Source organism: Mesorhizobium sp. M9A.F.Ca.ET.002.03.1.2 (assembly GCF_003952365.1).
Taxonomy (GTDB): Bacteria; Pseudomonadota; Alphaproteobacteria; order Rhizobiales; family Rhizobiaceae; genus Mesorhizobium.
On sequence record NZ_CP034443.1, the window covers coordinates 1,257,020 to 1,281,233 of the forward strand.

At 63.4% G+C, this 24,214-nt stretch carries 29 protein-coding genes; 11 read left to right on the forward strand and 18 right to left on the reverse strand.

The window, feature by feature from the left end:
* Position 1 precedes the first annotated feature (1 nt).
* A complete protein-coding gene (gene hemC / locus EJ066_RS06260) occupies positions 2-928 on the reverse strand; it encodes a hydroxymethylbilane synthase (RefSeq protein WP_126035892.1) in 927 nt (308 codons plus the stop codon).
* A 104-nt stretch (positions 929-1,032) separates the two neighbouring features.
* Here hemC and tsaD point away from each other — a divergent pair, with 104 nt between their 5' ends.
* From tsaD to EJ066_RS06290, 6 genes are read left to right on the forward strand one after another with little or no spacing between them, the layout of a single operon-like run.
* Positions 1,033-2,118, forward strand: a complete 1,086-nt coding sequence (tsaD, locus tag EJ066_RS06265; RefSeq protein ID WP_189644514.1) for a tRNA (adenosine(37)-N6)-threonylcarbamoyltransferase complex transferase subunit TsaD — start codon at positions 1,033-1,035, stop codon at positions 2,116-2,118.
* Positions 2,115-3,161, forward strand: coding sequence for an NAD(P)H-dependent glycerol-3-phosphate dehydrogenase (locus EJ066_RS06270; RefSeq protein WP_126035896.1), 1,047 nt, complete (start codon positions 2,115-2,117; stop codon positions 3,159-3,161). The genes tsaD and EJ066_RS06270 overlap by 4 nt, the downstream gene beginning before the upstream one ends.
* 25 nt (positions 3,162-3,186) lie before the next feature.
* Positions 3,187-3,483 carry a YciI-like protein gene (locus EJ066_RS06275; RefSeq protein ID WP_126035898.1) on the forward strand — a complete coding sequence of 99 codons (297 nt, stop codon included), beginning with the start codon at positions 3,187-3,189 and terminating at the stop codon, positions 3,481-3,483.
* A gap of 27 nt (positions 3,484-3,510) precedes the next feature.
* Positions 3,511-3,936, forward strand: a complete 426-nt coding sequence (locus tag EJ066_RS06280; protein ID WP_126035900.1) for an EVE domain-containing protein — start codon at positions 3,511-3,513, stop codon at positions 3,934-3,936.
* The gene (locus EJ066_RS06285) at positions 3,891-4,589 is read left to right on the forward strand and encodes a methyltransferase (RefSeq protein ID WP_189644441.1); all 699 of its coding nucleotides are present in this window, start codon (positions 3,891-3,893) and stop codon (positions 4,587-4,589) included. The genes EJ066_RS06280 and EJ066_RS06285 overlap by 46 nt, the downstream gene beginning before the upstream one ends.
* Before the next feature lie 50 nt (positions 4,590-4,639).
* Positions 4,640-5,062 carry a DUF1761 domain-containing protein gene (locus tag EJ066_RS06290; RefSeq protein WP_126035902.1) on the forward strand — a complete coding sequence of 141 codons (423 nt, stop codon included), beginning with the start codon at positions 4,640-4,642 and terminating at the stop codon, positions 5,060-5,062.
* A 32-nt stretch (positions 5,063-5,094) separates the two neighbouring features.
* Here EJ066_RS06290 and gcvA read toward each other — a convergent pair whose 3' ends face one another.
* Positions 5,095-6,045, reverse strand: a complete 951-nt coding sequence (gene gcvA, locus EJ066_RS06295; RefSeq protein WP_126035904.1) for a transcriptional regulator GcvA — start codon at positions 6,043-6,045, stop codon at positions 5,095-5,097.
* A gap of 164 nt (positions 6,046-6,209) precedes the next feature.
* Between gcvA and EJ066_RS06300 the strand changes: the two genes are divergently transcribed.
* Positions 6,210-6,455, forward strand: a complete 246-nt coding sequence (locus EJ066_RS06300; RefSeq protein ID WP_126035906.1) for a hypothetical protein — start codon at positions 6,210-6,212, stop codon at positions 6,453-6,455.
* Between the two features lie 129 nt (positions 6,456-6,584).
* Here the strand turns inward: EJ066_RS06300 and EJ066_RS06305 are convergent, their stop codons facing one another.
* Positions 6,585-7,118 carry a L,D-transpeptidase gene (locus EJ066_RS06305; RefSeq protein ID WP_189644442.1) on the reverse strand — a complete coding sequence of 178 codons (534 nt, stop codon included), beginning with the start codon at positions 7,116-7,118 and terminating at the stop codon, positions 6,585-6,587.
* A 147-nt stretch (positions 7,119-7,265) separates the two neighbouring features.
* Between EJ066_RS06305 and EJ066_RS06310 the strand changes: the two genes are divergently transcribed.
* Together EJ066_RS06310 and EJ066_RS06315 are read left to right on the forward strand one after the other, a co-directional pair.
* The gene (locus EJ066_RS06310) at positions 7,266-7,949 is read left to right on the forward strand and encodes a response regulator transcription factor (RefSeq protein ID WP_126035911.1); all 684 of its coding nucleotides are present in this window, start codon (positions 7,266-7,268) and stop codon (positions 7,947-7,949) included.
* 220 nt (positions 7,950-8,169) lie between these two features.
* Entirely contained in the window at positions 8,170-8,625 is a 456-nt protein-coding gene (locus EJ066_RS06315; RefSeq protein WP_126035913.1) for a cyclic nucleotide-binding domain-containing protein, read from the forward strand.
* Between the two features lie 195 nt (positions 8,626-8,820).
* Here the strand turns inward: EJ066_RS06315 and EJ066_RS06320 are convergent, their stop codons facing one another.
* The 9 genes from EJ066_RS06320 to tesB all read right to left on the reverse strand — a co-directional run bounded on the left by EJ066_RS06320 (position 8,821) and on the right by tesB (position 18,513).
* The gene (locus EJ066_RS06320) at positions 8,821-9,627 is read right to left on the reverse strand and encodes an exodeoxyribonuclease III (RefSeq protein ID WP_126035915.1); all 807 of its coding nucleotides are present in this window, start codon (positions 9,625-9,627) and stop codon (positions 8,821-8,823) included.
* Between the two features lie 339 nt (positions 9,628-9,966).
* The gene (locus EJ066_RS06325; protein ID WP_126043768.1) at positions 9,967-10,650 is read right to left on the reverse strand and encodes an outer membrane lipoprotein carrier protein LolA; all 684 of its coding nucleotides are present in this window, start codon (positions 10,648-10,650) and stop codon (positions 9,967-9,969) included.
* 172 nt (positions 10,651-10,822) lie between these two features.
* Positions 10,823-13,450 carry a DNA translocase FtsK gene (locus tag EJ066_RS06330; RefSeq protein ID WP_126035917.1) on the reverse strand — a complete coding sequence of 876 codons (2,628 nt, stop codon included), beginning with the start codon at positions 13,448-13,450 and terminating at the stop codon, positions 10,823-10,825.
* A 234-nt stretch (positions 13,451-13,684) separates the two neighbouring features.
* On the reverse strand, positions 13,685-14,035 hold the full coding sequence (locus tag EJ066_RS06335) for an AzlD domain-containing protein (protein ID WP_126035919.1): 351 nt from the start codon (positions 14,033-14,035) through the stop codon (positions 13,685-13,687).
* Positions 14,032-14,676: an AzlC family ABC transporter permease gene (locus EJ066_RS06340; RefSeq protein ID WP_348629290.1), complete on the reverse strand. Its 645-nt coding sequence runs from the start codon at positions 14,674-14,676 to the stop codon at positions 14,032-14,034. Before EJ066_RS06340 ends, EJ066_RS06335 begins: the two co-directional genes overlap by 4 nt.
* A gap of 397 nt (positions 14,677-15,073) precedes the next feature.
* Positions 15,074-15,349 (reverse strand): hypothetical protein, encoded by a 276-nt coding sequence (locus EJ066_RS06345; protein ID WP_126035923.1) that lies wholly within the window; start codon positions 15,347-15,349, stop codon positions 15,074-15,076.
* Positions 15,350-15,617: 268 nt separating this feature from the next.
* On the reverse strand, positions 15,618-17,048 hold the full coding sequence (locus EJ066_RS06350; RefSeq protein ID WP_126035925.1) for an ammonium transporter: 1,431 nt from the start codon (positions 17,046-17,048) through the stop codon (positions 15,618-15,620).
* 31 nt (positions 17,049-17,079) lie between these two features.
* A complete protein-coding gene (locus tag EJ066_RS06355; protein ID WP_023800571.1) occupies positions 17,080-17,418 on the reverse strand; it encodes a P-II family nitrogen regulator in 339 nt (112 codons plus the stop codon).
* 219 nt (positions 17,419-17,637) lie between these two features.
* Positions 17,638-18,513: an acyl-CoA thioesterase II gene (tesB, locus tag EJ066_RS06360; protein ID WP_126035927.1), complete on the reverse strand. Its 876-nt coding sequence runs from the start codon at positions 18,511-18,513 to the stop codon at positions 17,638-17,640.
* A 260-nt stretch (positions 18,514-18,773) separates the two neighbouring features.
* Between tesB and EJ066_RS06365 the strand changes: the two genes are divergently transcribed.
* On the forward strand, positions 18,774-20,036 hold the full coding sequence (locus tag EJ066_RS06365; RefSeq protein WP_126035930.1) for a ubiquinone biosynthesis hydroxylase: 1,263 nt from the start codon (positions 18,774-18,776) through the stop codon (positions 20,034-20,036).
* 39 nt (positions 20,037-20,075) lie between these two features.
* On the opposite strand, the gene EJ066_RS06370 is transcribed toward EJ066_RS06365, so the two are convergent.
* The 3 genes from EJ066_RS06370 to EJ066_RS06380 form a co-directional block, all read right to left on the reverse strand.
* Positions 20,076-20,603, reverse strand: a complete 528-nt coding sequence (locus EJ066_RS06370; RefSeq protein WP_126035932.1) for a hypothetical protein — start codon at positions 20,601-20,603, stop codon at positions 20,076-20,078.
* A gap of 122 nt (positions 20,604-20,725) precedes the next feature.
* Positions 20,726-21,082, reverse strand: a complete 357-nt coding sequence (locus EJ066_RS06375; RefSeq protein WP_126035935.1) for a YciI family protein — start codon at positions 21,080-21,082, stop codon at positions 20,726-20,728.
* On the reverse strand, positions 21,079-21,306 hold the full coding sequence (locus tag EJ066_RS06380) for a hypothetical protein (protein WP_126035936.1): 228 nt from the start codon (positions 21,304-21,306) through the stop codon (positions 21,079-21,081). The genes EJ066_RS06375 and EJ066_RS06380 overlap by 4 nt, the downstream gene beginning before the upstream one ends.
* 223 nt (positions 21,307-21,529) lie before the next feature.
* Between EJ066_RS06380 and EJ066_RS06385 the strand changes: the two genes are divergently transcribed.
* Complete coding sequence (locus EJ066_RS06385; protein ID WP_126035938.1) at positions 21,530-21,955, forward strand: OsmC family protein; 426 nt, start codon at positions 21,530-21,532, stop codon at positions 21,953-21,955.
* 91 nt (positions 21,956-22,046) lie between these two features.
* Here the strand turns inward: EJ066_RS06385 and EJ066_RS06390 are convergent, their stop codons facing one another.
* The 3 genes from EJ066_RS06390 to EJ066_RS06405 form a co-directional block, all read right to left on the reverse strand.
* Positions 22,047-22,694 (reverse strand): DUF480 domain-containing protein, encoded by a 648-nt coding sequence (locus tag EJ066_RS06390; RefSeq protein WP_126035940.1) that lies wholly within the window; start codon positions 22,692-22,694, stop codon positions 22,047-22,049.
* Between the two features lie 302 nt (positions 22,695-22,996).
* Complete coding sequence (locus EJ066_RS06400; protein ID WP_126035942.1) at positions 22,997-23,776, reverse strand: succinate dehydrogenase iron-sulfur subunit; 780 nt, start codon at positions 23,774-23,776, stop codon at positions 22,997-22,999.
* Positions 23,776-24,213, reverse strand: a complete 438-nt coding sequence (locus EJ066_RS06405; protein ID WP_126035944.1) for a DUF3052 family protein — start codon at positions 24,211-24,213, stop codon at positions 23,776-23,778. Before EJ066_RS06405 ends, EJ066_RS06400 begins: the two co-directional genes overlap by 1 nt.
* Position 24,214: the final 1 nt, after the last annotated feature.

The following is a 24,214-nucleotide window of genomic DNA, read 5'->3' on the forward strand; positions in this document are numbered from 1 at the left end:
GTCAGGCCCAGCCGTCGAAGAATTTTTCGCCGGCCCTGGCCCGCACGGTCCTGGCGGCGTCCTCGCCGATGCGGGCGGCATCTTGCGCCGGGCCTTGCGCCTTGACTTCATGCGATTCGGCGCCATCCGGCGAGATGATCAGCCCGGCGAAGGATAGGGTGCCGTCGGCGATCGTCGCATGGCCGGCGATCGGCGTGCGGCACGACCCGTCGAGCGCGGCCAGGAAGGCGCGTTCGCAGGCCAGCGCCTGCCCGGTGGGCACGTCATGGATCGGCCTCAGCATCCTTTCCACATCGCGATCGCCGATGCGGCTTTCGATGCAGATCGCGCCTTGCCCCGGTGCTGGCGGAAAGATGTCGAGTGGCATCAGGTCGGTAATGACATCTTCGAGCCCGAGCCGCTTCAGCCCGGCATAAGCGAGGATGGTGCCGTCGGCGACGCCCTCGTCCAGCTTGCGCAGCCGCGTCTGCACATTGCCGCGGAACATCACCACATCGAGGTCCGGCCGCATGCGCCGGATCAGCGCCTGACGCCTGAGCGACGACGAACCGACCTTCGCGCCCTGCGGCAGCTCGGCGATTGCTTTCGCCGCCTTGCCGACGAAAGCGTCGCGTGCGTCCTCGCGCGGCAGGAAAGCGGCAAGTTCCAGCCCGTCGGGCAACACAGTCGGCATGTCCTTCGACGAATGCACGGCGATGTCGATGCGGCGCTCAAGCAGCGCTTCCTCGATCTCCTTGGTGAACAGCCCCTTGCCGCCGGCTTCCGACAGCGGCCGGTCCTGGATGCGGTCGCCGCTGGTCGAGATGACGATGATTTCGAATGCCTCGACCGGCATGCCATGCGCGGCCATCAGCCGCGCCTGCGTTTCATGCGCCTGCGCCAGTGCCAGCGGGCTGCCGCGTGTTCCGATTTTCAAGGTTGTTTGCATGGCGCGCAGTCCGTGATAACCCCCGGCAGATTGAGACCGTTTTCCGGGCTTTCTCCTAGCGGGGAAAGGCCGGTTGTACAATCTCTAGAGGCAGCGACGAATTGATCCGCGTTCTGGGCATTGAGACGAGTTGCGACGAGACAGCCGCCAGCGTGGTAGCGCTGGATGGTGATTCAACGCCCAGGATCCTGTCCGATATCGTGCTCAGCCAGATCGAGGAGCATGCCGCCTTCGGCGGAGTCGTGCCGGAGATCGCCGCGCGCGCCCATGTCGAGGCACTGGACGACATCATCGGGGCGGCGCTGGCCGATTCGGGCGTCGATCTCGCCGACATCGACGCGATTGCCGCGACCGCCGGCCCCGGCCTCGTCGGCGGGCTGATCGTCGGGCTGATGACGGCGAAGGCGATCGCGGCGGCAGCAAACAAGCCGCTGATCGCCATCAACCACCTCGAAGGCCATGCGCTGACCGCGCGGCTGACCGATGGGCTCGATTTTCCCTACCTCCTGCTGCTGGTATCCGGCGGCCACACGCAGATCGTCGCGGTGCGCGGCGTCGGCGACTACCAGCGCTGGGCGACGACGATCGACGATGCGCTCGGCGAAGCCTTCGACAAGACGGCCAAGATGCTCGGCCTGCCCTATCCCGGTGGACCCAATGTCGAGAAGACGGCAGCAGACGGCGATGCCGCGCGCTTCGCCTTTCCCCGCCCGATGAAGGGCTCGGCACAGCCCGATTTCTCCTTTTCCGGATTGAAGACCGCCGTGCGCCAGGCGGCGACGGCCATCGCCCCGTTGAGCGACCAGGACGTGGCCGACATCTGCGCCTCGTTCCAGGCGGCAGTGGCGGATGCGCTGGACGACCGTGTTTCGCGGGCGCTGGTGCGTTTTCGCGAGGCGTTTCCCGACATGCAAAATCCGGCGCTGGTCGTTGCTGGCGGCGTCGCCGCCAACCGCACGATCAAGGCGACACTGGAAGCCCTGTGCGAGCAGGCCGGTTTTGCCTTTGTCGCGCCGCCGCTCAAACTCTGCACCGACAATGCGGCGATGATCGCCTGGGCCGGCATCGAAAGGCTGCGCGCCGGTATATCAGGTGAGAACACCGCCGATTTCGTGCCGCGCTCGCGCTGGCCGCTGGACAGCATCTCTGCCCCGATGGTCGGTTCGGGCCGGCGTGGGGCCAAGGCATGAATGCCAAGAGCGTGAATGTCAGGGGCGTGAATGCCAAAGGCGTAGATGGTCGGCGCCCAAGCGGCTGGCGCGTCGCCGTGCTTGGCGGTGGCGCCTGGGGCACGGCGCTGGCGCTGGCCATGTTGCGCGCCGGTCATTTCGTCCGTCTCTATGCGCGCGACCCGGAGACCGTCGCCGCGATCGACCGTGGCGAGAACCCGCGCTATCTGCCCGGCATCGCGCTCCAGGCCGGTATCGTGGCGACGAGCGACGTCGAGGCCGCGCTCGACGGCGCCGACTGCGTGCTGGCGGTGACGCCGGCGCAATCGCTGCGCGCCATGCTGGCAACCGCGAAAGACCATGTGCCGAAAGGCGTCCCGCTGGTTCTCTGCGCCAAGGGCATCGAGCGCGACACCGGCGCATTGCTGTCGGCGATCGCTGGGGACATCCTGCCCGGAAATCCGGTCGCCGCTCTCTCCGGCCCGAGTTTCGCCACCGACGTCGCAAGGGGCCTGCCGACGGCCGTAGTGGTCGCCGCTCGTCGTCCGGATCTGGCTGCCGACCTTGCCGCCCGCTTTTCGGCTGAGAATCTGCGCTGCTATTCGAGCGACGACCTCATCGGCGTCGAGATCGGCGGCGCGCTGAAGAACGTCTTCGCCATCGCCTCAGGCGCTGTCACCGGCGCCCGGCTCGGGGCCAGCGCCCAGGCCGCCATGGTGACGCGCGGCTTCGTCGAATTGCGCCGCATCGGCGCTGCCTTCGGCGCGAAACCGGAGACGCTGATGGGGCTTTCAGGCCTCGGCGATCTTTTGCTCACCTGCTCGTCCGCCCAGTCGCGCAATTTCGCCTATGGGCTGGCGATGGGGCAAGGCAAGCCACTTGCCGGCCTGCCATTGGCGGAAGGCGTGCCGACGGCGGCGATCGCCGCCCGCATCGCCACCGAACGCAAGATCGACGCACCGATCATCACAGCCGTGTCAGCCATACTGGACGGCACCATCACCATAAACCAGGCTGTGTCGGCGCTGATGACACGACCGCTGAAGACCGAAACCGACGTATGATTTCGAACAATCCGGAGATGGAAGAATGCTGTTTGCGTTGATTTGCAAGGACAAGCCGGGCAGCCTGCAGGTGCGCGTCGATACAAGGCCTGCCCATGTCATCTTCCTGGAAGGCCTGAACGGCGAGGGGAAGCTCGCGTTCGCTGGGCCGTTTCTCGACGCCGAGGGCAAACCCAACGGCACGCTCGCTGTAATCGAGGCACCGGACATGGCAGCGGCAGAAGCCCTGTCGGCTGCCGATCCCTATGCCAAGGCAGGGCTGTTCGAGAGCGTCGAAATCCGGCAGTGGAACTGGGTGTTCAACAAGCCGTCGGCTGCCTGATCTCCAGGCGCCAGGAGGAGCAAAACAATGAACTACTGGCTGTTCAAATCGGAACCCTCGGTCTTCTCCTTCGCGGCGCTGAAGGCGAAGGGCAAGGCCGGCACGCAGTGGGACGGCGTGCGCAACTATGCGGCACGCAACAACATGAAGGCGATGCAGATCGGCGATCTCGGCTTCTTTTACCATTCCAACGACGGGCTCGACGTGGTCGGCATCGCCGAGGTCTGCGCGCTGGCCCATCCCGATACCACCACTGACGATCCACGCTGGGAATGCGTCGACATCCGCGCCGTCAAGGATGTGCCGAAGCCGGTGACGCTGGAACAGGTCAAGGCCAATCCCAAGCTCGCCGAAATGGCGCTGGTCCGGCTCGGACGGCTTTCCGTGCAGCCGGTGACGTCGGCCGAATGGAAAGAGGTCTGCCGCATGGGCGGCCTGACGCCGGCTCCGTGACGGTGCTCACGCCAAACAGCGCGAAGAAATTCATCCTCGACAACACGGCGCTGATGGCGCCGCCGCATGTGCCGGAGATCCTGCTGCATCTGGCCGACGAAGCGCATGATTTGTGGCAGCGGACCGAGGACGAACTGGCTGATATCGGCCTGCCGCCGCCCTTCTGGGCCTTTGCCTGGGCCGGCGGCCAGGGTCTTGCCCGCTACATCCTCGACAATTCGTCTGACGTGCACGGCAAGCGCGTGCTCGACTTCGCCTCCGGTTCCGGCCTTGTCGCCATCGCGGCAGTGAAGGCCGGCGCGGCAGAGGTGATCGCCGCCGACATCGACCCGTTCTGCGCGACCGCGATCCGCCTCAATGCCGAGGCCAATGGTGTCGAGATAGAGTTCCTGGGTACCGACTGCATCGGAACCGATGCCGGCTGGGATGTGGTTTTGGCCGGCGACGTCTACTACGACAGGTCCTTCGCCGACAGGCTGATGCCGTGGTTCGCGATGCTGAAAGCGCGCGGCGCCGACATCCTCGTTGGCGATCCCGGCCGTTCCTATATGCCGAAGACAGGATTGGATCCGCTTGCGGTCTACGAGGTGACGGTGACGCGGGCGCTGGAGGACGCCGAAGTCAAGCGTACGACCGTCTGGCGCCTTGCTTGACGACAGCGCCGAACAGGCGTTCCATCGCGCGTCATCCGGGAGGGACGTTCATGGATTTTTCAGCGGTGAACTGGCTGGCAGTGATTGTCGCCGCCGTGGTGGCGTGGCTGTTCGGCGCCGCCTGGTACATGGCCTTGAGCAAGCCATGGCTGAAGGCCGCCAAGCTTGATCCCGCGACCATGAGTAAATCGCCGCTGCCCTTCGTCATCTCCTTCATCGCGGAACTGGTGATGGCGTTGGTCATGGCGCTGGTCCTCGGCGCAGTGACCGGCGGCGAACCGAGCCTCGTCGCCGGGCTCGTCTTCGGTTTCGTCCTCTGGTTGGGATTTGTCGCCACGACGCTATCCGTCAATCATCGCTACGAAGGTTTCGGCTGGGACCTTACCCTCATCGACAGCGGCCACTGGCTTGGCGTGCTGCTCCTCGTCGGCGCCGTGATCGGCTGGTTCGGCGTGGCGGAAGTCGCCGGCTGAGCACTGCGGCGACGCCCGCTGATGTCGGCTGTTTAAAGCTCATCCCAGCTTGGGCGTGTCGGGTCCGGCTGCGGGTTGTGGACCTCGTTCAGGAGCCAGTCCTTGAACGCCACGATCCTGACGTCATCGGCGGCTTCCTGCGGATAAACCAGATGATAGGCGAAGTCGGGCGCCACCTTCATGCCCAGTTCAAAGGGGCGCACCAGCCTGCCCTCGGACAGGTCGTTTGCCACCATAGCGAAATCGGCGAGCGCGACGGCATTGCCGTCGAGCGCAGCCTGAACGACATCCGAGGACGTGCCGAAGACGAGCGTTCGGCTGTCGTCGAAATCGTCGACGCCGGCCGCCGCCATCCACATGCGCCAGTTCGGCCACGTCACGCCCTGTCGCGCCCACTCGATATGGGCGAGCGTGTGATGGAACAGGTCGCGCGGCTCCTTCAGCGGCGGCCCCGCCCGCAGTAACGCCGGACTGCAGACAGGAATGATGACGTTGTCGAACAGCCGGTGGGCGCAAAGGCCCGGATATTTTCCGGCGCCGAAACGGATGCCGGCATCGACGTCGTCCAGGTCGAAATCGCGTAATTCCGAGGCAATGTCGAACCGCAGCTCGATGTCGGGCCGCTGCTTGCGAAAATCCTCGACGCGCCGCATCAGCCATTTTGTCGCGAACTGCGCGTCGAGGGTCACTTTCAGCAGCGCCGTTCCGCGTGCCATCTTGTGCGCCCGCGAAACCGCCCGGCCGAGCAGGTCGAGCGCGTCGGTCGCGGCCTCGAACAGCACCGCGCCCGCCTCCGTCAGCCGGATGGTGCGGCTGGTGCGCGTGAACAGCACGATGCCGAGCTGATCCTCGATTTCCTTGATCTGGTGGCTGACCGCGGCCGGCGTCAGGCCGAGCTCGTCGGCGGCGCGGGTGAAATTGAGGTGCCGGGCGGCTGCTTCCAGCGTCCTCAAGGCACGGGTTCCGGGCAGCAGGCGGGCCATCAGCGCGGGATGATTTTTGGCAGGATCATCGCTCTTGATCCACAAATAAAACTTGATGATCTGGCAAAAACTACTCGTTTCCCTCTTAAATTTCAATCCGGCATGATGGGACCATCGATAAACCATCAAATCGGATTTGATATCCGGAGAGAAGGGGTCACGTCATGTCCCACATCGTCTTGAAGTCTCCGGCCGCCGGGCCAATCTGGCTGCGGGCGGCAATCGAGTGGTTCCGACACGCGAAAATCGCGGTCAACCTCCCGCATGAGCTCCCGTGCGAAAACGTCGAGGATCTTTCGGATCGCCAATTGCGCGACATCGGCGCCGAACGGAAGGATGTCGCCCGCGCCATGGACCGGGAGCTTGGCCGGCTCGGTCTGCTCGACATCGGCTGGCAGCGGCCGAAGTAGGGGAGTAGGGCAGTAGGGCAGTAGGGCAAGCTAAGCGGCGCGCCCGCGCTATCTACTGACACTTCTTATTCCCCTATTCCCCTATTCCCCTATTCCCCTATTCCCCTATTCCCCTATTCCCCTATTCCCCTACCTCACCACCCTCACCACCGTCCGATCCGACAGCAGTGGCAACAGCCGGGCCATCGTACGTGCCGTCACAGCCACGCAGCCTTGCGTCGGCGTGAAGCCGGGACGCGCGAGGTGAAAGAAGATGGCGCTGCCGCGCCCGCGGCGACGTGGCGCAATGTTCCAGTCGAGCACCAGGCAGGCATCATAGAGCCGGTCGGCGCGCAGCATCCGCTCGTGGCTGGCGCCATAGGGAATCCTGACCGGACGGTTGTAGTTGCGGTCCGCAGGCACTTCGCACCAGCCGAGATCGGGACCGATCGGCGCCATCGCCAGCCGGGTTCTGCGGGCGCCGGAAAAATGATCGCTCCGGAAATAGCCCGACAGGATCCGCATCGAACCAAGCGGCGTGGCACCGTCGCCTTCGCGTTTGCCGGCCGAAATGCCGCCGCGTCCCAGCGCACATGAAAACACCAGTCCGCCGACCTGCAGCAGCCCCTGGCTGGCGTGGCCGGGCCTGGCGCGCACCGTGAGCACACGAAGCCCTTTTCGCAAAAATGCGCTCGCCTCATTGCGCCCGCGTTTTTTCTTGTATGATCGTGCCACGGAACAAAACACTGTGATCGGCTGTTGTGCCGGTCAGCTTCCGCATAAACAGGTGGCGGTCAACTGAATTTTCTTTTCAAAACAACGGATTGATCCATGACTTCACGCACCATTCTGATCGTCGATGACGATGACGACCTGCGCGGCACGCTCGTCGAGCAATTGTCTCTCTACGAGGAATTTGACGTCCTGCAGGAATCAAACGCCGCCAAAGGCGTCGCCGCGGCACGCGGCGGCCTCGTCGATCTGCTCATTATGGATGTCGGCCTGCCTGACATGGACGGCCGGGAGGCGGTCAAGATCCTGCGCAAGGGCGGCTACAAGTCGCCCATCATCATGCTGACTGGACACGACACCGATTCGGACACGATTCTCGGCCTCGAAGCCGGCGCCAACGACTATGTAACCAAGCCGTTCCGTTTCGCGGTACTCTTGGCCCGCATCCGTGCGCAACTTCGCCAGCATGAGCAGAGCGAGGACGCCACCTTTTCGGTAGGCCCCTACACGTTCAAGCCCAGCCAGAAGCTTCTGATCGACCAGCGCGGCGCCAAGGTGCGGCTGACCGAGAAGGAAGCCTCGATCATCAAATATCTCTACCGCGCCGACCAGAAGGTGGTGACGCGCGACGTGCTGCTCGAGGAAGTGTGGGGCTACAATTCCGGCGTCACTACGCACACGCTGGAAACCCATGTCTACCGGCTACGCCAGAAGATCGAGCGCGATCCTTCCAATGCGGAAATTCTTGTGACAGAAAGCGGCGGCTACAAGCTGGTTCCTTAAACATTTCATTATCCAATAAGCGGTCGGGGCGGGACCGCTTTCGGGTGCGGTCCTGAGACTGGAGGTGGTTCTGGATCGAACTGACGCATCGGCCCAAAGATCGGACTCGATTTTTGGAAAGCGCGATGCGTCGATTCAAAGTGTTAGAGTGTCCTTTGCGCATCCAGACGCGCGGCGCTCTAAGGGAGGGATTGGACTGACCGTTCGGGGACATAGCTAGATGGCGCTGGATGACGACATCCGCATCCTGTCCACCGTGAGGCTCTTCGAGGGCTTCACGCAGGAACAGCTGCGTTTGCTCGCCTTCGGCGCGGAAACCACCAAACTGCAGGCCGACCACAAGCTTTACCGCGAGGACGACGAGGCCGATTGCGCCTATATCGTGGTCAGCGGGCGCATCGTGCTCTATCGCGAGCAGGACGGCGACCGCGTCCCGATAGGCACGGCCGGCCCCGGAACGATGCTCAGCGAGCTGGCGCTGATCGCCGACACCAACCGGCTGACCAGCGCATCCGCGGAGATCGATTCGGAAGTGCTGCGGCTCAGCCGCAAGATGTTTCGCCGCATCCTGGAGGAATATCCCGATATCGCGGCCCATCTGCACCAGCGCATCTCCGAGGATTTTCAGGCGATGATCCGCCGCATCGAGAAGCTGGCGCCGCGCTTCGACGAGTGAGTGGAATCGGCACAAAAATTCGAGCACTCTCGCGCAAAGCCCTCGCTGCGCCCAAGGTATGTTGAGATTCAGGTCAGGCCGAGTCGAAAATGACGGATTCCGAGAACCGGAGCGGAGCGTACTTTTGGGTACGTGAGCACCGGAAGCGCAGGAAGCCGCCATTTGCAGGCCGGCATCACCTGAATATCGACATACCTATTCCAGGTCGAACCGCGCAATCACCGGCACGTGGTCCGAGGGCCGTTCCCAGCCACGCGCGGGCCGCAGGATCTCGTAGCCGGCAAAGCTCGGCACCAGGTTCGGCGATGACCAGACATGGTCGAGCCGCCGGCCGCGATCCGACGCCTGCCAATCCTGGGCGCGATAGCTCCACCACGTGTAGATCTTCTGCTCATAAGGCACGTTGAGCCGCATCAGGTCGACCCAGTCGCCGGCGAGCCGCATCGCCTCGAAACTTTCCGTCTCGACCGGCGTATGGCTGACCACGTTCAAGAGCTGCTTGTGCGACCAGACATCATGCTCGAGCGGCGCGATGTTGAGGTCGCCGACCAGGATCGAACCGGACACCTCGTCGTGCTCGGCGCGGATGGCGTTCATCTCGGCGACGAAATCCAGCTTGTGCTTGAACTTGCGGTTGATGAGGGGATCGGGCTCGTCGCCGCCGGCCGGAACATAGAAATTGTGCAGCAGGATCGCCTTGCCGCCGGCCCGGACGGTGACCGACAGATGCCGGCAGTCCTCGATCTCGCAGAAGCGGCGCTTTTCGACAATCTTGATCGGTCGGCGCGCCACTGTCGCCACGCCGTGATAACCCTTCTGGCCGTGGAAGGCGATGTGCTCGTAACCGAGCTTGCGGAAGGCCTTTTCCGGAAACAGCTCGTCCGGGACTTTGGTTTCCTGCAGGCAGAGCACGTCCGGTGCCTGTTCCACAAGCAGGCGCTCGACGATAGGCATGCGCAAGCGGACGGAATTGATGTTCCAGGTGGCGATGGAGAAGGGCATGCACAGGATCCGGGGCAGCGCGTGGCCCGCCACAGCCTGGAAGGCCTGACAGGTTGACGCCTTTTTGAAGAGTCAGATCCGGAAACTGCCAGCGGCACGATGTAAAGACAAGCCGGGCGCCAATTGTTGATCTCGGCGCCGCCCCTCATTGCCCTGCCGGGCATTTCTCCCCGTAAACGGGGAGAAAGAAGCTGGCCGTGGCCTTGGCGTCTTTATTTCAACGCTGGCGATTGGCGAAATGATCGACGAGAGCGCCCTCGCCCCGTTTACGGGGAGAGGATGCCGGCAGGCAGGTGAGGGGCAGCGCCAACGTCCGGACAGCTTCCCATAGCGGCGGAGTTACCGCGACTTGGTGTTGAGCTCGCGGTTCGCCGTATAGTCGATGGCAAAGGTGTCGGGGGAGAAACGCACGCCTTCCCTGACGTTGAAGATCATCACCGTCGTGTCCTTGCCTTGCGCGTCGGTGATGGTCCACTGGCGCAATTCGTAGGATTTCGGATCGAACATCATCGTGATCCTCGAATTGCCGAACACCGATTTGTCGGCAAGCTGGATGGTGGTGAGGTCGTTCTCCTCCTTGACGCTTCTGACGCGGCCGCCGGAGAGGTCGATCCTGGTGTCGAGCAGCAGCTTCAGCGGCGTCTTCGACAGCGGGTAGAGATCGGACGTTTTCAGCCTCTTGTTGAGGATGACCACCGACCTGCCGTCGGAAATCACCCTGAAATTCGACGCTCCGTCATAGTTGAAGCGGATCTTGCCCGGCCGTTCCAGAAAGAACTTGCCGCCGGTCTGCTCGCCCTTGGGTCCAAACTGCACGAACTCGCCGGTCATCGATTTGACTGAGGAGAAATGGTCGGCGATTTTCTGCGCCGCCGGCGGCACCGCTGCTTGCGCCGACGCCAGCAACTGGACGCCGGGGACGACATTGATGGCCGCCGCGCCGGCAAGGACCAGGCCGAGGCCAAGCACCTGGCGGCGGGTCGGGGCAAAATCGCTGATCGAGGCAAAGGAAGAGTTTTTCATACCGGTCACTCTCATCTGGTTCCTATATCGTCGCAGTCCCTTGGCCGCCCAGTTGGGCTTAAGTTTGGCGGACCTGACAGTGCTCAGTCGCAGCAACGCGCCAAAAGGTTCAAAGTTGCCGCCACCAAGGTTGCAGCCCCGGGCAGACCCTGGCGGTTCTTCCCGGATCGGATCAGAACTTGTCCTCCTCCGTCGGCACCAGGATCTCGCGTTTTCCGGCGTGGTTGGCCGGGCCGACAATGCCTTCCTTCTCCATCTTCTCGATGATCGAAGCGGCGCGGTTGTAGCCGATGCCGAGCCGGCGCTGGATGTAGCTGGTCGAGGCCTTGCCGTCGCGCAGCACCACGGCAACCGCCTGGTCGTAGGGATCGTCGGAATCCTCGAAATTGCCGCCGCCACCACTTGCCCCACCCTTGCCCGACGGCTCGTCGTCGTCCTCGCCTTCATCCTCGGTGATGGCGTCGAGATATTCCGGCACGCCCTGCAGCTTCAGATGCGCGACGATCCTCTCGACCTCGTCGTCGGAGACGAAGGGACCGTGCACGCGCTGGATGCGGCCGCCGCCGGCCATGTAGAGCATGTCGCCCATGCCGAGCAGTTGCTCGGCGCCCTGCTCGCCCAGGATGGTGCGGCTGTCGATCTTCGACGTCACCTGGAAGGAGATGCGCGTCGGGAAATTGGCCTTGATCGTGCCGGTGATGACATCGACCGACGGCCGCTGCGTCGCCATGATCACGTGGATGCCGGCGGCGCGCGCCATTTGCGCCAGGCGTTGCACGGCGCCTTCGATGTCCTTGCCGGCGACCATCATCAGGTCGGCCATCTCGTCGATGATGACGACAATGTAGGGCATCGGCTCGAGATCGAGGTTTTCGGTCTCGTAGATCGCCTCGCCGGTCTGGCGGTCGAAGCCGGTCTGCACGGTGCGCGAGATTTTCTCGCCTTTCTTCTCCGCCTGTTGCACGCGCGCGTTGAAACCGTCGATGTTGCGCACGCCCACCTTCGACATCTTGCGGTAGCGGTCCTCCATCTCGCGCACGGTCCATTTCAGCGCCACCACCGCCTTCTTCGGGTCGGTGACGACAGGCGTCAGCAGATGCGGGATGCCGTCATAGACCGAGAGCTCCAGCATTTTCGGGTCGATCATGATCAGCCGGCAGTCCTGCGGCGTCAGCCGGTAGAGCAGCGACAGGATCATGGTGTTGATGGCGACCGATTTGCCCGAACCGGTGGTGCCTGCGACCAGCACATGCGGCATCTTGGCGATGTCGACGATAACCGCCTCGCCATTGATGGTCTTGCCCAGCGCCAGCGCCAGCTTGGCCTTGGTGGTCTCGAAATCGCGGCTGGCCATGATCTCCCTGAGATAGACGGTCTCGCGCTTGGCGTTCGGCAGCTCGATGCCGATGGCGTTGCGGCCGGGCACCACGGCGACGCGGCAGGCGATCGCGCTCATCGAGCGCGCGATGTCGTCGGACAGGCCGATGACCCGCGACGATTTGATGCCGGGCGCCGGTTCCAGCTCATAGAGCGTGACGACCGGGCCGGGGCGGACATGGATGATCTCGCCCTTGACGCCGAAATCCTCCAGCACACCCTCGAGCAGGCGGGCATTCTGCTCCAGCGCATCCTTGGACAGGCTGGCGTCGCGCACGACGTTCTTCGGTTCGGACAGGAAATGCAGCGACGGCATTTCGAATTTTTCGGAGCTAATCAGCGAGGTCTGCGCCTCGCGCTGGACGCGGGCGCCCGGCACGGGCCGGGGTGCCGGCGCCGCCACGCGCGTCGCGGCGTTGGGCGTGGCGCGATGCTGGCCTGCGGGCTCCGGCGCAAAATCGATGTCTTCGTCATCGTCGAAGACATCGGCGTCATCGGGATCGAGCGAGGCGCTGCGGTCGTTGACCATGGCGGCGAAGAATTCCGGCTCCACGCGGGCGCGGCCATCGGCACTCATCCGCGCTTCGGCGTATTCGGCCGATTCGACCCTTTCGGCAGCGCGCCGCCAGGCGCTGGCGCGCGGTTCCATCTCCGGTTCGAAATCGTCGCGCTCCTGGCGGCGCGCGGCACGGCGGCGCAGATAGGCGCGCAACGACAGCCACCAATGCGTGATCGCGCCAAGCGCCAGAATGCCCTCGTCGCCTTCGTCCTCGTCATTGTCGAAAAGCAGGTCGTCCTGATCCCGGGGATCGGGTTCGGCCGGCTGCTCCAGGACGGCGAAGCCGTTCTTGCGTGCAATCAGCGCCGAACCATAGGCAAACAGCCACAGGGCCGGCGCCGCCAGAAGCACGGCAAGCACGCTGGCGATGAGACCGGTCGGATAGCCGCCGACGACGAGACCGGGAATCTTGAGCACCATGTCGCCGAACACGCCGCCGAGGCCGGTCGGCAGCGGCCAGGTCTGGGGCGGCACCACGCAGCCGGCGATGGCCGCGGCAAGCACCGCGTAGCCGAACCAGGCGAGCCCGCGCTTCGGCAGCCTGTCGACGCCGCGCGCCGAAAACAGCAGAAATCCCCAGATCACCGCTGGCACCAGCGCCGCGACGGCGGCGAGGCCGAAGAACTGCATGGCAAGGTCGGAAAAGACAGCGCCGGCATAGCCCATGGCGTTGGTGACGATGTTGCCGGTGGCGTGGGAGAAGCTTGGGTCGGCGACGTTCCAGGTGGCGAGGCTGGCGACACCGAAGGCGACCAGCGCAAACAGCCCGGCGCCGACCAGTCGGCCGACCTGACGCCGCGCGAACGCCCGGATGCCGTGCCCCGTATCGGCCAGCGCGAGCGGTGCTGAAGCCCCTGAACGCATGCTCTTCCCCGTCTGTCGTTGCCCGGCCGGACGCGTGCGCGCAACGCGGCGGATTCGGGCACCAGACTATCGGCGGGAAGGTTAAGGCCGCATTAACTATAAGGCCCTTGGGGTGACTTCTTGCGGTGAGCATCTTGCATTGTCGCGATACGTCCGGCGCAGCCCCTGGGGGAGACGTCGTTCATACAACGGTAATAGCGGGCCACCGGCGCGCAAAAAAGGGCCCGGAACGATCTAGACCCCCAGCCAGAGCCCCAGGCACAGAATCGCCTCGGCCGTGACGATGCCGACGATCATGCGCCTGCCGCCGCCGAGATAGGCGGCAAATCCAAGTGCTGCGGCCCCGACCCGCAGCGCCAGTGGCGTCGCCGCCAGGGCGCCTCCGGGAAAGACAATCAAATTACCAACCACCGCCGCGACGAGCGCAGTCGCAACGGCCCGCACGAGGACCAGAAGATCCGATCCTTCCTCCATGCGCCCACCGAGCGCAACGCCGAGGAATCGCCAGAAGTCCGTCGCCAGCCAGCCCGCGAGCAGGATGAACAGAAACGGCCACCACCAGTGATCGGACGAGAAATAGGTCATGCGGCTACGTTCTGACGCATCCGGTGCCAGGCATAGGCGACCGCGCCGCCGACAAGCCCCGCCGCCAGCAGATCGGCTTCGGGCAACAGAAGATGGAACAGCGGCCCAAGGACGAGACCGAGAACCATCGCCACGTGCCCTGCCCGCTCGCGCGCCGAGCCCCACAGGGACGTGAGGAAGTACATCGGCGTCAGCATCAGCAGCGCCGCCGAGACGGCCGACGGCAGCGAGTCGGCCAGCGCGTAGACGACCGCGACCACAACCATGTTGGCCGCGATCAGCGTGATGCCGAGCCCGGCATACCAGGTCGTGCGCATGGCGCGCGGCACGTGCTTCAGCTGCTCCATCGCCAGTACCCAAGAGGTTACGGCGACGCAATGCGACAAGACATAGAGCACCCAGCGGGGTGTGCGCTCGTCGCGCATTTCCGGCACCAGCGCCATCACCATCGGCATCAGGCGGATCGCCGAAAGGGTCACCGCCATCGCCACCGCCGGCAACGAGGCCCCGGCAAGAATCGCGCCGACGAAAACGACCTTCGACGGCAGCGCCCAGACGGTTCCGGTCATGAAGACGGCCTGCGCGACGGTCACGCCGGCGTCCTCGGCCAGCGCGGCGAATCCGACGAAAGAACTGACCAAGATCAACCCCGGAAGCGAGAACGCTCCCCGCGCGCCTCGAAGAAACCAGGCGCGGCGGCGATGGACGGAACGGTGAGACGAGGTAACGATATCGGACATTGGTTCCGCGACTAACACAGTTACGTCGACAAGGCCTAATGCATGTCGCCCAAAAGTGATCTCGGTTTTGGGACAACGACATGCATAAAAACAAAAAACCTAAAGCGCGTCGCATGAATCCGTTTCAGCGCGACGCGCTTTAGGAAAAGTCCCGGCCGGAAGGCTGTACCAGACAAGTAGCTTGCCGATTTCGTTCAACCCGGTGGAATCGACCTTGCTTCGCAACCAACCTCCTCAACGACAATGGCGGGCACGCTGGCCCGCCATCAACGATCCGGCCAAAACCTGACTGCGGTTGCTAATTCGCGCCGCCGAGCGCCTGCACGTTCGCGCAGAACTCGGCATACGGCTTGCTCATCGCCGCGTCATTGCATTCTTTCTTCATTGCTTCCTGCTTTTCCATCGGCATCGACATGAACGTAGTCTTGAACTCATCCTTCGGCTTCATGGTCTTCATGCTGGAGTCGGTGTAGAACGGCGCCATGTTATCGGGTGAATCGAGAGCGCCGGCAAATGCCGCTCCGCTGATCATGGAAAGAGCAAGCGCTCCGAGGCAGATGTTCTTGATGTTCATGACATAGGTTCCTTCCCTGTTGTTTTCACGAGCGCCTAAACGGCGATCGCCACCACAGTTCGGAACCGGTACGGCCGATGTTTCACACCAGCGGTCGATCGACCGCCTGATCAAACGATTGTGATCGAGCCTGAACCGCGACCGGCACGGGGTCGCACGACAAAAAAGAGGCCCGGAGCATGTCCGGGCCTCAGGGCGCGAGCCCCTTTTCGGGGCGTCACGACGGGATGGGAGGATGCGGGGCAGCCAAGGCCGCCCTGCACAGGGCTTATGGGTGATAGGCCGCTTCACCATGCGAGGTGAGGTCGAGCCCTTCACGCTCTGCATCGGCTGTCGGACGCAGGCCCACGATCATATCGACGATCTTGTAGAGGATGGCGCTGCCGATACCCGACCACAGGACGGTTACCAGGACACCCTTGAACTGCGACCACAGCTGGGTGGCCGTTCCGGCATAGCCGGCGGCGAAGTCGGCCGTCGAATAATCGACGATGCCAGCGCCGCCGAGAGCGGGATTGACCAGGATGCCGGTGCCGAGCGCGCCGATGATGCCGCCGATGCAGTGGATGCCGAAGACATCGAGACTGTCGTCGTAGCCGAACTTGTTCTTCACGACCGAGACGAAGAAGTAGCAGCCACAGGTGGCGACGATGCCGAGCACGATGGCGCCCATCGGCCCGGCAAAGCCGGCAGCGGGCGTGACGGCGACAAGGCCGGTAACAGCGCCCGAAACCGCGCCAAGCATGGACGCTTTGCCGCGCAGCAGCGTTTCAAGCACGATCCAGGTCACTGCCGCCGCCGCTGTGGCGACGAAGGTGTTGATCATCGCCAGCACTGCGTAAGCGTTGGCTTCGAGGTTCGAACCGGCGTTGAAGCCGAACCAGCCGACCCACAGCAGCGAAGCGCCGACCATGGTCAGCGTCATCGAGTGCGGCGCCATGATGTCCTTATTGTAGCCGATGCGCTTGCCGATCATGAGCGCACCGACGATGCCGGCGATACCCGCATTGATGTGAACGACCGTGCCGCCGGCGAAGTCGACGGCACCGAAGCCGAAGATGAGTCCGGACGGGTCGCCATAAGCGCTCGGGCCGCCCCAGAACCAGACCATGTGCGCGATCGGGAAGTAGACGAACGTCACCCACAGGATGGTGAAAAGGATCACAGCGGAGAACTTGATGCGTTCGGCGAAGGCGCCGACGATCAGGGCGGGGGTGATGCAGGCGAAGGTCATCTGGAAGATGACGAACACCAGTTCGGGAATGGCAACGCCCTTGGTGAAGGTTTCCGACAGCGTCGTCACGTCGACGCCGGCCAGAAACATCTTGGAAAGGCCGCCGACGAAGGCGTTGCCGGGGGTGAAGGCAAGGCTGTAGCCGTAGAAAACCCAGACGATCATGACCACGCTGGTGATGGTGAAGACCTGCATCAGCACCGACAGCATATTCTTGGCGCGAACCAGGCCGCCGTAGAAAAGGGCAAGGCCGGGAATGGTCATCAACAGCACCAGCACGGTGGAAACCATCATCCACGTCGTGTCGCCCTTGTCGACGGTGAAGGCCGGCGCTGCTGGCGCTGCCGCTTCGGCGGCAGGAGCTGCTTCCTGTGCGAAAGCGGCAATCGTGCCCAACGCTCCAAGCGTGAACGCGCCCAGCAGCGCGGTGCGCGCCGCTGACTTCAAAGTAGAAGGAATATTCATTGAACTCTCCATTGGAATACGTGTCCGCAGCTCAAAGCGCGTCGGTGTCTGTTTCGCCGGTGCGGATGCGCACCGCCTGGTCGATGCCGAAAACGAAGATCTTGCCGTCGCCGATCTGACCGGTCTTGGCCGCTGCGGTGATGGCTTCGACAGCCTTGTCGACCATGTCCAGGCCGACCGCGACTTCGATCTTGATCTTCGGCAGGAAGCTGACCGCGTATTCCGCCCCGCGATAAATTTCCGTGTGTCCCTTCTGACGCCCGTAGCCTTTGACTTCGGTGACGGTCAGGCCCTGGATGCCGACTGCGGTGAGCGCTTCGCGCACCTCGTCGAGCTTGAACGGCTTGATGATTGCCATCACGATTTTCATAAGGTTTCACCCTTTGCTGTTGCGGGTCCCCCGCGTTTGCACGACTTCGCCGATCCCCAAGAGAGCCGGAGAGTGCCAGCTAGGATTCAAGCTCCGTGCCAGTTGCCGAAGCAGCTCATTAACCTGTTGTAAACAAAGAAGTTGAGGGGTGTTCAGCAGCCGGCTGTTCACTGTCGCGGCAATGCGCGTGATTAAAAATAGGCAATTTTTGAAAAATGCCTATTCGGCGGGCGGCCGCTTCAGGCGGATCAGCCCTTCCTGGGCAACCGAGGCGATCAACGTGCCGTCGCGGGCGAACAGCGACCCGCGGGTAAACCCCCGCGACCCTTGCGTCGACGGGCTGTCTTGCGTGTAGAGCATCCAGTCGTCGAGCGGATGGCTGCGGTGGAACCACATGGCGTGATCGAGGCTCGCCGCCTGGATGTCGCTATCGAAAATGGCGCGGCCATGCGCAAAGGTCGACGTATCGAGCAGCGTCATGTCGGAAAGATAGGCAAGCACGGCCGCCTGCGTGGCGCGATCGGCCGGAACCGGGCCGGTCGTGCGGATCCAGATGTTCTGCTTCGGCTCCAGCTTTTCCCGGCTGGTGTAATGCTCCAGCATCACCGGTTTCATCTCGATCGGCCGGTCACGCTCCCAGTAGCGCCGGATGCCGTCGGGCACGGCCTCGCCGAACTTGCCAATCAATTCGCGCTGCGACAGCAACGTGTCGGGCGCCGGCACGTCCTGCGGCATCGGCACCTGGTGCTCGAGACCGACCTCGTCCTGCTGGAACGAGGCTTCCAGCGAAAAGATCGCATGGCCGTGCTGGATCGCCACCACGCGGCGCGTGGTGAAGGAGCCGCCATCGCGGATGCGGTCGACCTCATAGATGATCGGCACCTTGGTGTCGCCGGGCCGCATGAAATAGCCGTGCAGCGAATGCACGTGGCGTTCGGGCTCGACCGTGCGCTGGGCGGCGACCAGCGCCTGGGCGATGGTCTGGCCGCCGAAGATACGCTGCCAGTCGAGTTTGGGGCTGCGACCACGGTACAGGTTGTGTTCCAGCTGCTCGAGGTCGAGAATGCCGAGAAGCTCGTCCATGGCCGCCGTCATGTTTCGCGCCCCAGTGTTGTTTGGATTTCGAAGTTCGCCTGATTTCGATATCGCGCTCGGCGCGAACTTCGAAATCCAAACAACACTAGAAACCCTTAGTTTGCTAGTGTCCTTACGATTCTGAAATTCGTACTGCCCTCGATATCCAACTCAGGCGAATTTCAGAATCGGGACACTAGCCAAAGAAGTGTTATGGCGGTTTCCGACAGGAAAGACGGGCAGTCAAGGCCGGAAGGGATTTGGCCGGAAAGGAATTTGCCATGGTGGACCGCAAGGCGAATGCAAAAAACCGAACCTCGCTCGATATTCTGGTCGCCGGCGCCGGCTATGTTGGTCTGGCCAGCGCCGTATCGCTGAAACAGGCGCGACCGAGCTTGGCGGTCGCTGTCGTCGACGCCGCGCCCGCCGGCGTCTGGCAAAAGGACGGCCGCGCCTCGGCCATCGCCGCTGCCGCTTGCCGCATGCTCGACCAACTCGGCGTCTGGGCCGAAATTGCGCCGGAGGCGCAGGCGATCACCGAAATGATCATCACCGATTCGCGCACGTCCGACCCGGTGCGCCCGGTGTTTCTTACCTTCGACGGCGAAGTCGCGCCCGGCGAACCCTTTGCGCATATGGTCGCCAACAAGGATCTGAACGGCGCCTTGCGCCGGCGCGCTGAAAAACTCGGCATCGACATCATCGAAGGCGTTGCGGTCAACGCCTTCGACGTGAACGGCGCCGGCATCACCGTGCATCTTGCCGACGGCGCGACACTGAAAGCGCGGCTGCTGGTCGCCGCCGACGGCGTCAATTCGAAGCTGCGCGACATGGCCGGCATCAAGACGGTAAAATGGGAATATGGCCAGTCCGGCATCGTCTGCACGGTGGCGCATGAACGGCCGCACAATGGCCGCGCCGAAGAGCATTTTCTCCCCGCCGGCCCCTTCGCCACGCTGCCGCTCAAGCCGGACAAGGACGGGACCAACCGCTCGTCGATCGTCTGGACCGAGCGGACGGCGGATGCCGAAAAACTGGTCGACGGCGACGACCTCGTCTTCGAGCATGAGCTGGAACAGCGCTTTGGCCTGAAGCTCGGCGAGATCCACGTCGCCGACAGGCCACGTGCCTGGCCGCTCGGCCTGACGCTTGCCCGCGCCTTCGTCGCGCCGCGCATCGCGCTCGCCGGCGACGCCGCCCACGGCATCCATCCGATCGCAGGCCAGGGCCTCAATCTCGGCTTCAAGGATGTGGCGGCATTGGCCGAAGTGGTGGTCGAGGCCGACCGGCTCGGCCAGGATATCGGCGCGCTCGACGTGCTCGAACGCTACCAGCAGTGGCGGCGCTTCGACACGCTGCAGATGGGCGTCGCCACCGATGTCCTGAACCGGCTGTTTTCCAACGACATCGGCCCGTTGCGCGCCGTCCGCGACGTCGGCCTCGGCCTTGTCGAACGCATGCCGCGGCTGAAGGATTTTTTCATCCGCCAGGCGTCCGGACTGTCCGGCGACACGCCGAAACTGCTCAAGGGCGAGGCGATCTAACCCCGTAGGGTAGCCAGTACTGAGCGTCAGGCAATTCGTTCAGTTGACCTCGAAGCCGAGTTTTTGCCGCAGCCGCAGCATTCGCTGGTCGGATATCTTCAGGGGTTGCTCACCAGCCTGCGCTGCGCGTTTCACCATCTGCAGCAAATCGTTTCGCTCGGTCACGTCAAGGCGTTCGCGCAGGAACGGCGCCAGCTTGTCGACGACGATCGCGGCATCGTCGATCTGCGACGCCGCCCATTTGGCATAGACCACCGCCTCATCCGTCTTCTTCTCGTCGGCAATCTCCGAAATCACCAACCGAATAGCGGCCTCGCGCTGCGGCAGGACAGGACCATTCTCGGAAACAATGGCGGTGATCAGCGTCGCGGCTGCCACGACCGGATCGTCGATCGCCGTCAGCGGTGAGAGCGCCGCCTGCTTGCGCAATTTCTTGCGGCGCACATTGCCCTGGACGCGACCGAAGACATCCGCAACCTCACGCGCTGCGTCGTTCATGATCTTCAGCCGGTACCACCAGAACGCTGCCGCTCCCAGCAGGCCAATTGCAGCAATCAGTATATGCATGCCCGAAACCCCCAACCGCAGCGACGATAGAAGAAGTATTGCCTTGTTTCAACGCGCAAAAGTTGCGTCCGCCGAAGAAAATTTGATTCCGCCGAAGGTCCTGCGCAAAACGGGACGGATCTCTAAGACCCCGGCACGTTATAGATCGCCCGGACCTCGACCGTGCCGATTTCGGCCAGCGGAATCTCGCCGGCGATCTCCAGCGCCTCGTCGAGGTCCCCGGCCTCGATCATGACGAAGCCGAGCAATTGCTCCTTGGTTTCGGCGAACGGGCCGTCGGTGATCAACCGCTTGCCCTTGCGCCGGCGTACCGATTTCGACGTCTTCACCGATTGCAGCGCCTGCGCGATGATCAACATCCCGCGTTGGTCCAATGACCGGTCATGGGCCAGCGAATCCGCGTCGAGCTTGGCCAACCTCTCCGGCGTCATTGCGAGAAGATCGTTTTCTTCGCCGTAGACCAGACAAACATATTTCATTTCCAGCTCCCTTGTTGTGACGAACCATAGGATGCAACGGTGATGGTGTCAGCGCCGCCTTTGACTGCCGCCGCGTGATCGAGAACGCATGCCGCGACTCCGATGATGGCGATCGCCGCCAGCAGCCGGCCGAAGCCGGAAGGTGGCACATGCAACCAGTAGTCTTCCTGCCGTTTGGGCTTGCGGTCAGGACTTTTCCATACTGCGAAGAACAAACCGTCCATGTGAACCTCCATCCGGCCGCAAAACCCGTGGCCGCCCGCAGGACGGCCGGGCCAGATGGAAGTCGACATTTTTGCACGCACATTTTTTGAGATTTTTTGGCCTGCCGCCGCCAACATCGCGTGGCCGCTCGAAGAGCGCGGTGGTCTTCCCGCGCGCCCGCGCTATAGTTGGGGAGAACGCCTGTGTTCCGCCGGCGCAACCACGACAATCAAGGAGGACTTTATGGACCGCACCGCGAACGCCGTCTGGAAAGGCAATCTGAAGGAAGGCAAGGGCACGCTCGACACCCAGAGCGGGACCCTGAACGGCACGCCCTATTCGTTCAAGGCACGCTTCGAGGACGAGAGCGGCAAGTCCGGAACCAATCCGGAAGAGCTGATCGCGGCGGCGCATGCCGGCTGCTTTGCCATGCAGTTCTCCCACTTCCTGGCCGAGAACGGCACGCCCGCCGATCAACTCGACGCCAAGGCGGTGGTGACGCTTGTTCCCGGCACGGGGATCACCGGCAGCGCGCTGACCGTCGTCGGCAAGGTGCCTGGCATCGACGCAGCCAAGTTCAAGGAGTTGGCCGAGAAGGCCAAGGCCGAATGCCCGGTCTCGAAGGCGCTTGGCGCCATCAATGTGTCGCTCGACGCCAAACTTGGCTGACAGGCGTTTCTATTTGCCCTGCGGCGATCCTTCGCGCCCTCCTCTGGCCTGCCGGCCAGAGGGGGGCGCTGTCCCGCCAACTCTCAAGCGATTATTGCCGGCCTTCGCCGCCCAGCGCCTCGATCTTCGCACGCAACGCCGCAACTTCTTCTTCCAGCGCTTTCACCCGCGCTTCGAGATCGCGCGCCGATGATGGCGCCGGCGGCTGCCATGGCGCCGCTGCCGCAACCACTCCCACCGGGCCGCTGAGCAGATGGACATAGCGCTCCTCGCGCTGGCCGGGTGCGCGTTCGAGCAACCGCACCAGCGGCGGCCTGCGGCTGCTCAAAAGGTCGAGTTCGGCGGTTGCATCGTCGATGGAGGAAAACCGTGCCATGCGTTCGGCCCGTGCCAGCAGTTCATGGCCGGTCTGCGGGCCGCGCAGAAGCAGCAGGCCAATCAATGTGATCTGCGGCGTCGTCAGCGAAAAGCGCTGCGCCATCAGATGCTCATAGCGCTCGACGCGCGAGGCAAAGACCTGCCTGACCAGGCCCTTATGCTCCAACTGACCAAGCGCTCGTCTTACCTCAGCAAGCTCGACCGACATCACCGGCTCGCGCGCCGTCTTCTGGTTCGCTGCGGCAAGTGCTGCATTGAGCGTCAGCGGGTAGATATCGGGTGTCAGTTCCTTCTTTTCGATCAGGCAACCGAGCACACGCGCTTCGATGGGGGAGAGGATGGGCAATTCGGAATCAGTCATCGGATTGGCTGTTTGATTTGATCGCTAGTGGTTCCTTGGTACTGTGATTTTGACAGACATCAGAGCGCCACGACAGAGCAGAACTTTTTTGAAGCCGGCGGGACAGCGCCCCCCTCTGTCCTGCCGGACATCTCCCCCACTTGGGGGGAGATTGATTGTCGCAACGGCTTTCGCCAATCGCCAACGCCGCAACAAAGGCGCCATCAGCGGAGTTGCCGATCTCCCCCTCGTGGGGGAGATGTCCGTCAGGCCAGAAGGGGGGCGCGAAGGATCGCAGCGGGCGAGCCGGAAACCGCCTCAGCCTAAACCCTTCTCTCCACCATCATCTTCTTGATCTCGGCGATCGCCTTGGCCGGGTTGAGCCCCTTGGGGCAGGTTTGGGCGCAGTTCATGATGGTGTGGCAGCGATAGAGCCTGAACGGGTCTTCGAGATTGTCGAGCCGTTCGCCCTTGGCCTCGTCCCTAGAATCGATCAGCCAGCGATAGGCCTGCAGCAGCGTTGCCGGGCCGAGATAACGGTCGCCGTTCCACCAGTAGCTCGGGCACGAGGTCGAGCAGCAGGCGCACAAGATGCATTCATAGAGCCCGTCGAGTTTCTCGCGGTCCTCGTGGCTCTGCAGCCATTCCTTGGCCGGCTCTGGCGACACCGTCTTCAGCCACGGCTCGATCGAGGCGTGCTGGGCGTAGAAATTGGTGAGGTCGGGCACCAGATCCTTGACCACCGGCATGTGCGGTAGCGGATAGACCTTGATCGCGCCGGAAATGTCGTCGCAGCCCTTGGTACAGGCCAGCGTGTTGGACCCGTCGATGTTCATGGCGCAAGAGCCGCAAATACCCTCGCGGCAGGAGCGGCGCAGCGTCAGTGTCGGGTCGATCTTGTTCTTGATCCAGAGCAGCGCGTCGAGCACCATCGGCCCGCAATCGTCCATGTCGACGAAATAGGTGTCCATGCGCGGGTTCTCGTCATCGTCCGGCGACCAGCGGTAGATGCGATACTCCCGCAGATTCGTCGCACCCTCCGGCTTCGGCCAGGTTTTGCCGACCTTGATCTTCGAATTTTTCGGAAGCGTGAGTTCGACCATTACCTCAGGTCCTTTCGGATGACGAGCTTCAGCCCGGACCAGATCCCGCTCACAGCCGCGACCTTCACGTCGACCAGGTCGAGCTTCAGCGCCTCCGCCCGGATAACGTCCTCGGTGACGTCGGTTGGCACCTTCGATGCCTTCTTCGGCCAGGACACCCAGACCATGCCGTCACGCTTGATCGCCGCCTCGATGCCGGCGAGGCGATCCTCGATTTCGGCGCGGTGTTTGGTAAAGGCGTGGACGGCATCGTATTTTTCGCGAACGCCGGAAATCTTCGACCAGTCTGGCAGCCGGTCGACATGGGCGAAGTCGACGGCGTCAGTCAGGTCGTCCAGTTCCGCCGGCAAAGCGATGAAGGCGGCCGTCATCCCGTCCTTCAGGCCGAGCTTGGCCGGAAGGGGCGTGCCGGAATATCCAGAAGCCGCCAGCGCCATC

Coding starts and splice junctions, on each gene's coding strand:
- hemC (WP_126035892.1), bottom strand. CDS start 928: ATGCAAACAACCTTGAAAATCGGAACACGCGGCAGCCCGCTGGCACTG.
- EJ066_RS06270 (WP_126035896.1), top strand. CDS start 2,115: ATGAATGCCAAGAGCGTGAATGTCAGGGGCGTGAATGCCAAAGGCGTA.
- EJ066_RS06275 (WP_126035898.1), top strand. CDS start 3,187: ATGCTGTTTGCGTTGATTTGCAAGGACAAGCCGGGCAGCCTGCAGGTG.
- EJ066_RS06280 (WP_126035900.1), top strand. CDS start 3,511: ATGAACTACTGGCTGTTCAAATCGGAACCCTCGGTCTTCTCCTTCGCG.
- EJ066_RS06285 (WP_189644441.1), top strand. CDS start 3,891: ATGGAAAGAGGTCTGCCGCATGGGCGGCCTGACGCCGGCTCCGTGACG.
- EJ066_RS06290 (WP_126035902.1), top strand. CDS start 4,640: ATGGATTTTTCAGCGGTGAACTGGCTGGCAGTGATTGTCGCCGCCGTG.
- gcvA (WP_126035904.1), bottom strand. CDS start 6,045: ATGGCCCGCCTGCTGCCCGGAACCCGTGCCTTGAGGACGCTGGAAGCA.
- EJ066_RS06300 (WP_126035906.1), top strand. CDS start 6,210: ATGTCCCACATCGTCTTGAAGTCTCCGGCCGCCGGGCCAATCTGGCTG.
- EJ066_RS06310 (WP_126035911.1), top strand. CDS start 7,266: ATGACTTCACGCACCATTCTGATCGTCGATGACGATGACGACCTGCGC.
- EJ066_RS06315 (WP_126035913.1), top strand. CDS start 8,170: ATGGCGCTGGATGACGACATCCGCATCCTGTCCACCGTGAGGCTCTTC.
- EJ066_RS06320 (WP_126035915.1), bottom strand. CDS start 9,627: ATGCCCTTCTCCATCGCCACCTGGAACATCAATTCCGTCCGCTTGCGC.
- EJ066_RS06325 (WP_126043768.1), bottom strand. CDS start 10,650: ATGAAAAACTCTTCCTTTGCCTCGATCAGCGATTTTGCCCCGACCCGC.
- EJ066_RS06330 (WP_126035917.1), bottom strand. CDS start 13,450: ATGCGTTCAGGGGCTTCAGCACCGCTCGCGCTGGCCGATACGGGGCAC.
- EJ066_RS06335 (WP_126035919.1), bottom strand. CDS start 14,035: ATGACCTATTTCTCGTCCGATCACTGGTGGTGGCCGTTTCTGTTCATC.
- EJ066_RS06345 (WP_126035923.1), bottom strand. CDS start 15,349: ATGAACATCAAGAACATCTGCCTCGGAGCGCTTGCTCTTTCCATGATC.
- EJ066_RS06350 (WP_126035925.1), bottom strand. CDS start 17,048: ATGAATATTCCTTCTACTTTGAAGTCAGCGGCGCGCACCGCGCTGCTG.
- EJ066_RS06355 (WP_023800571.1), bottom strand. CDS start 17,418: ATGAAAATCGTGATGGCAATCATCAAGCCGTTCAAGCTCGACGAGGTG.
- tesB (WP_126035927.1), bottom strand. CDS start 18,513: ATGACGGCGGCCATGGACGAGCTTCTCGGCATTCTCGACCTCGAGCAG.
- EJ066_RS06365 (WP_126035930.1), top strand. CDS start 18,774: ATGGTGGACCGCAAGGCGAATGCAAAAAACCGAACCTCGCTCGATATT.
- EJ066_RS06370 (WP_126035932.1), bottom strand. CDS start 20,603: ATGCATATACTGATTGCTGCAATTGGCCTGCTGGGAGCGGCAGCGTTC.
- EJ066_RS06375 (WP_126035935.1), bottom strand. CDS start 21,082: ATGAAATATGTTTGTCTGGTCTACGGCGAAGAAAACGATCTTCTCGCA.
- EJ066_RS06380 (WP_126035936.1), bottom strand. CDS start 21,306: ATGGACGGTTTGTTCTTCGCAGTATGGAAAAGTCCTGACCGCAAGCCC.
- EJ066_RS06385 (WP_126035938.1), top strand. CDS start 21,530: ATGGACCGCACCGCGAACGCCGTCTGGAAAGGCAATCTGAAGGAAGGC.
- EJ066_RS06390 (WP_126035940.1), bottom strand. CDS start 22,694: ATGACTGATTCCGAATTGCCCATCCTCTCCCCCATCGAAGCGCGTGTG.
- EJ066_RS06400 (WP_126035942.1), bottom strand. CDS start 23,776: ATGGTCGAACTCACGCTTCCGAAAAATTCGAAGATCAAGGTCGGCAAA.
- EJ066_RS06405 (WP_126035944.1), bottom strand. CDS start 24,213: ATGGCGCTGGCGGCTTCTGGATATTCCGGCACGCCCCTTCCGGCCAAG.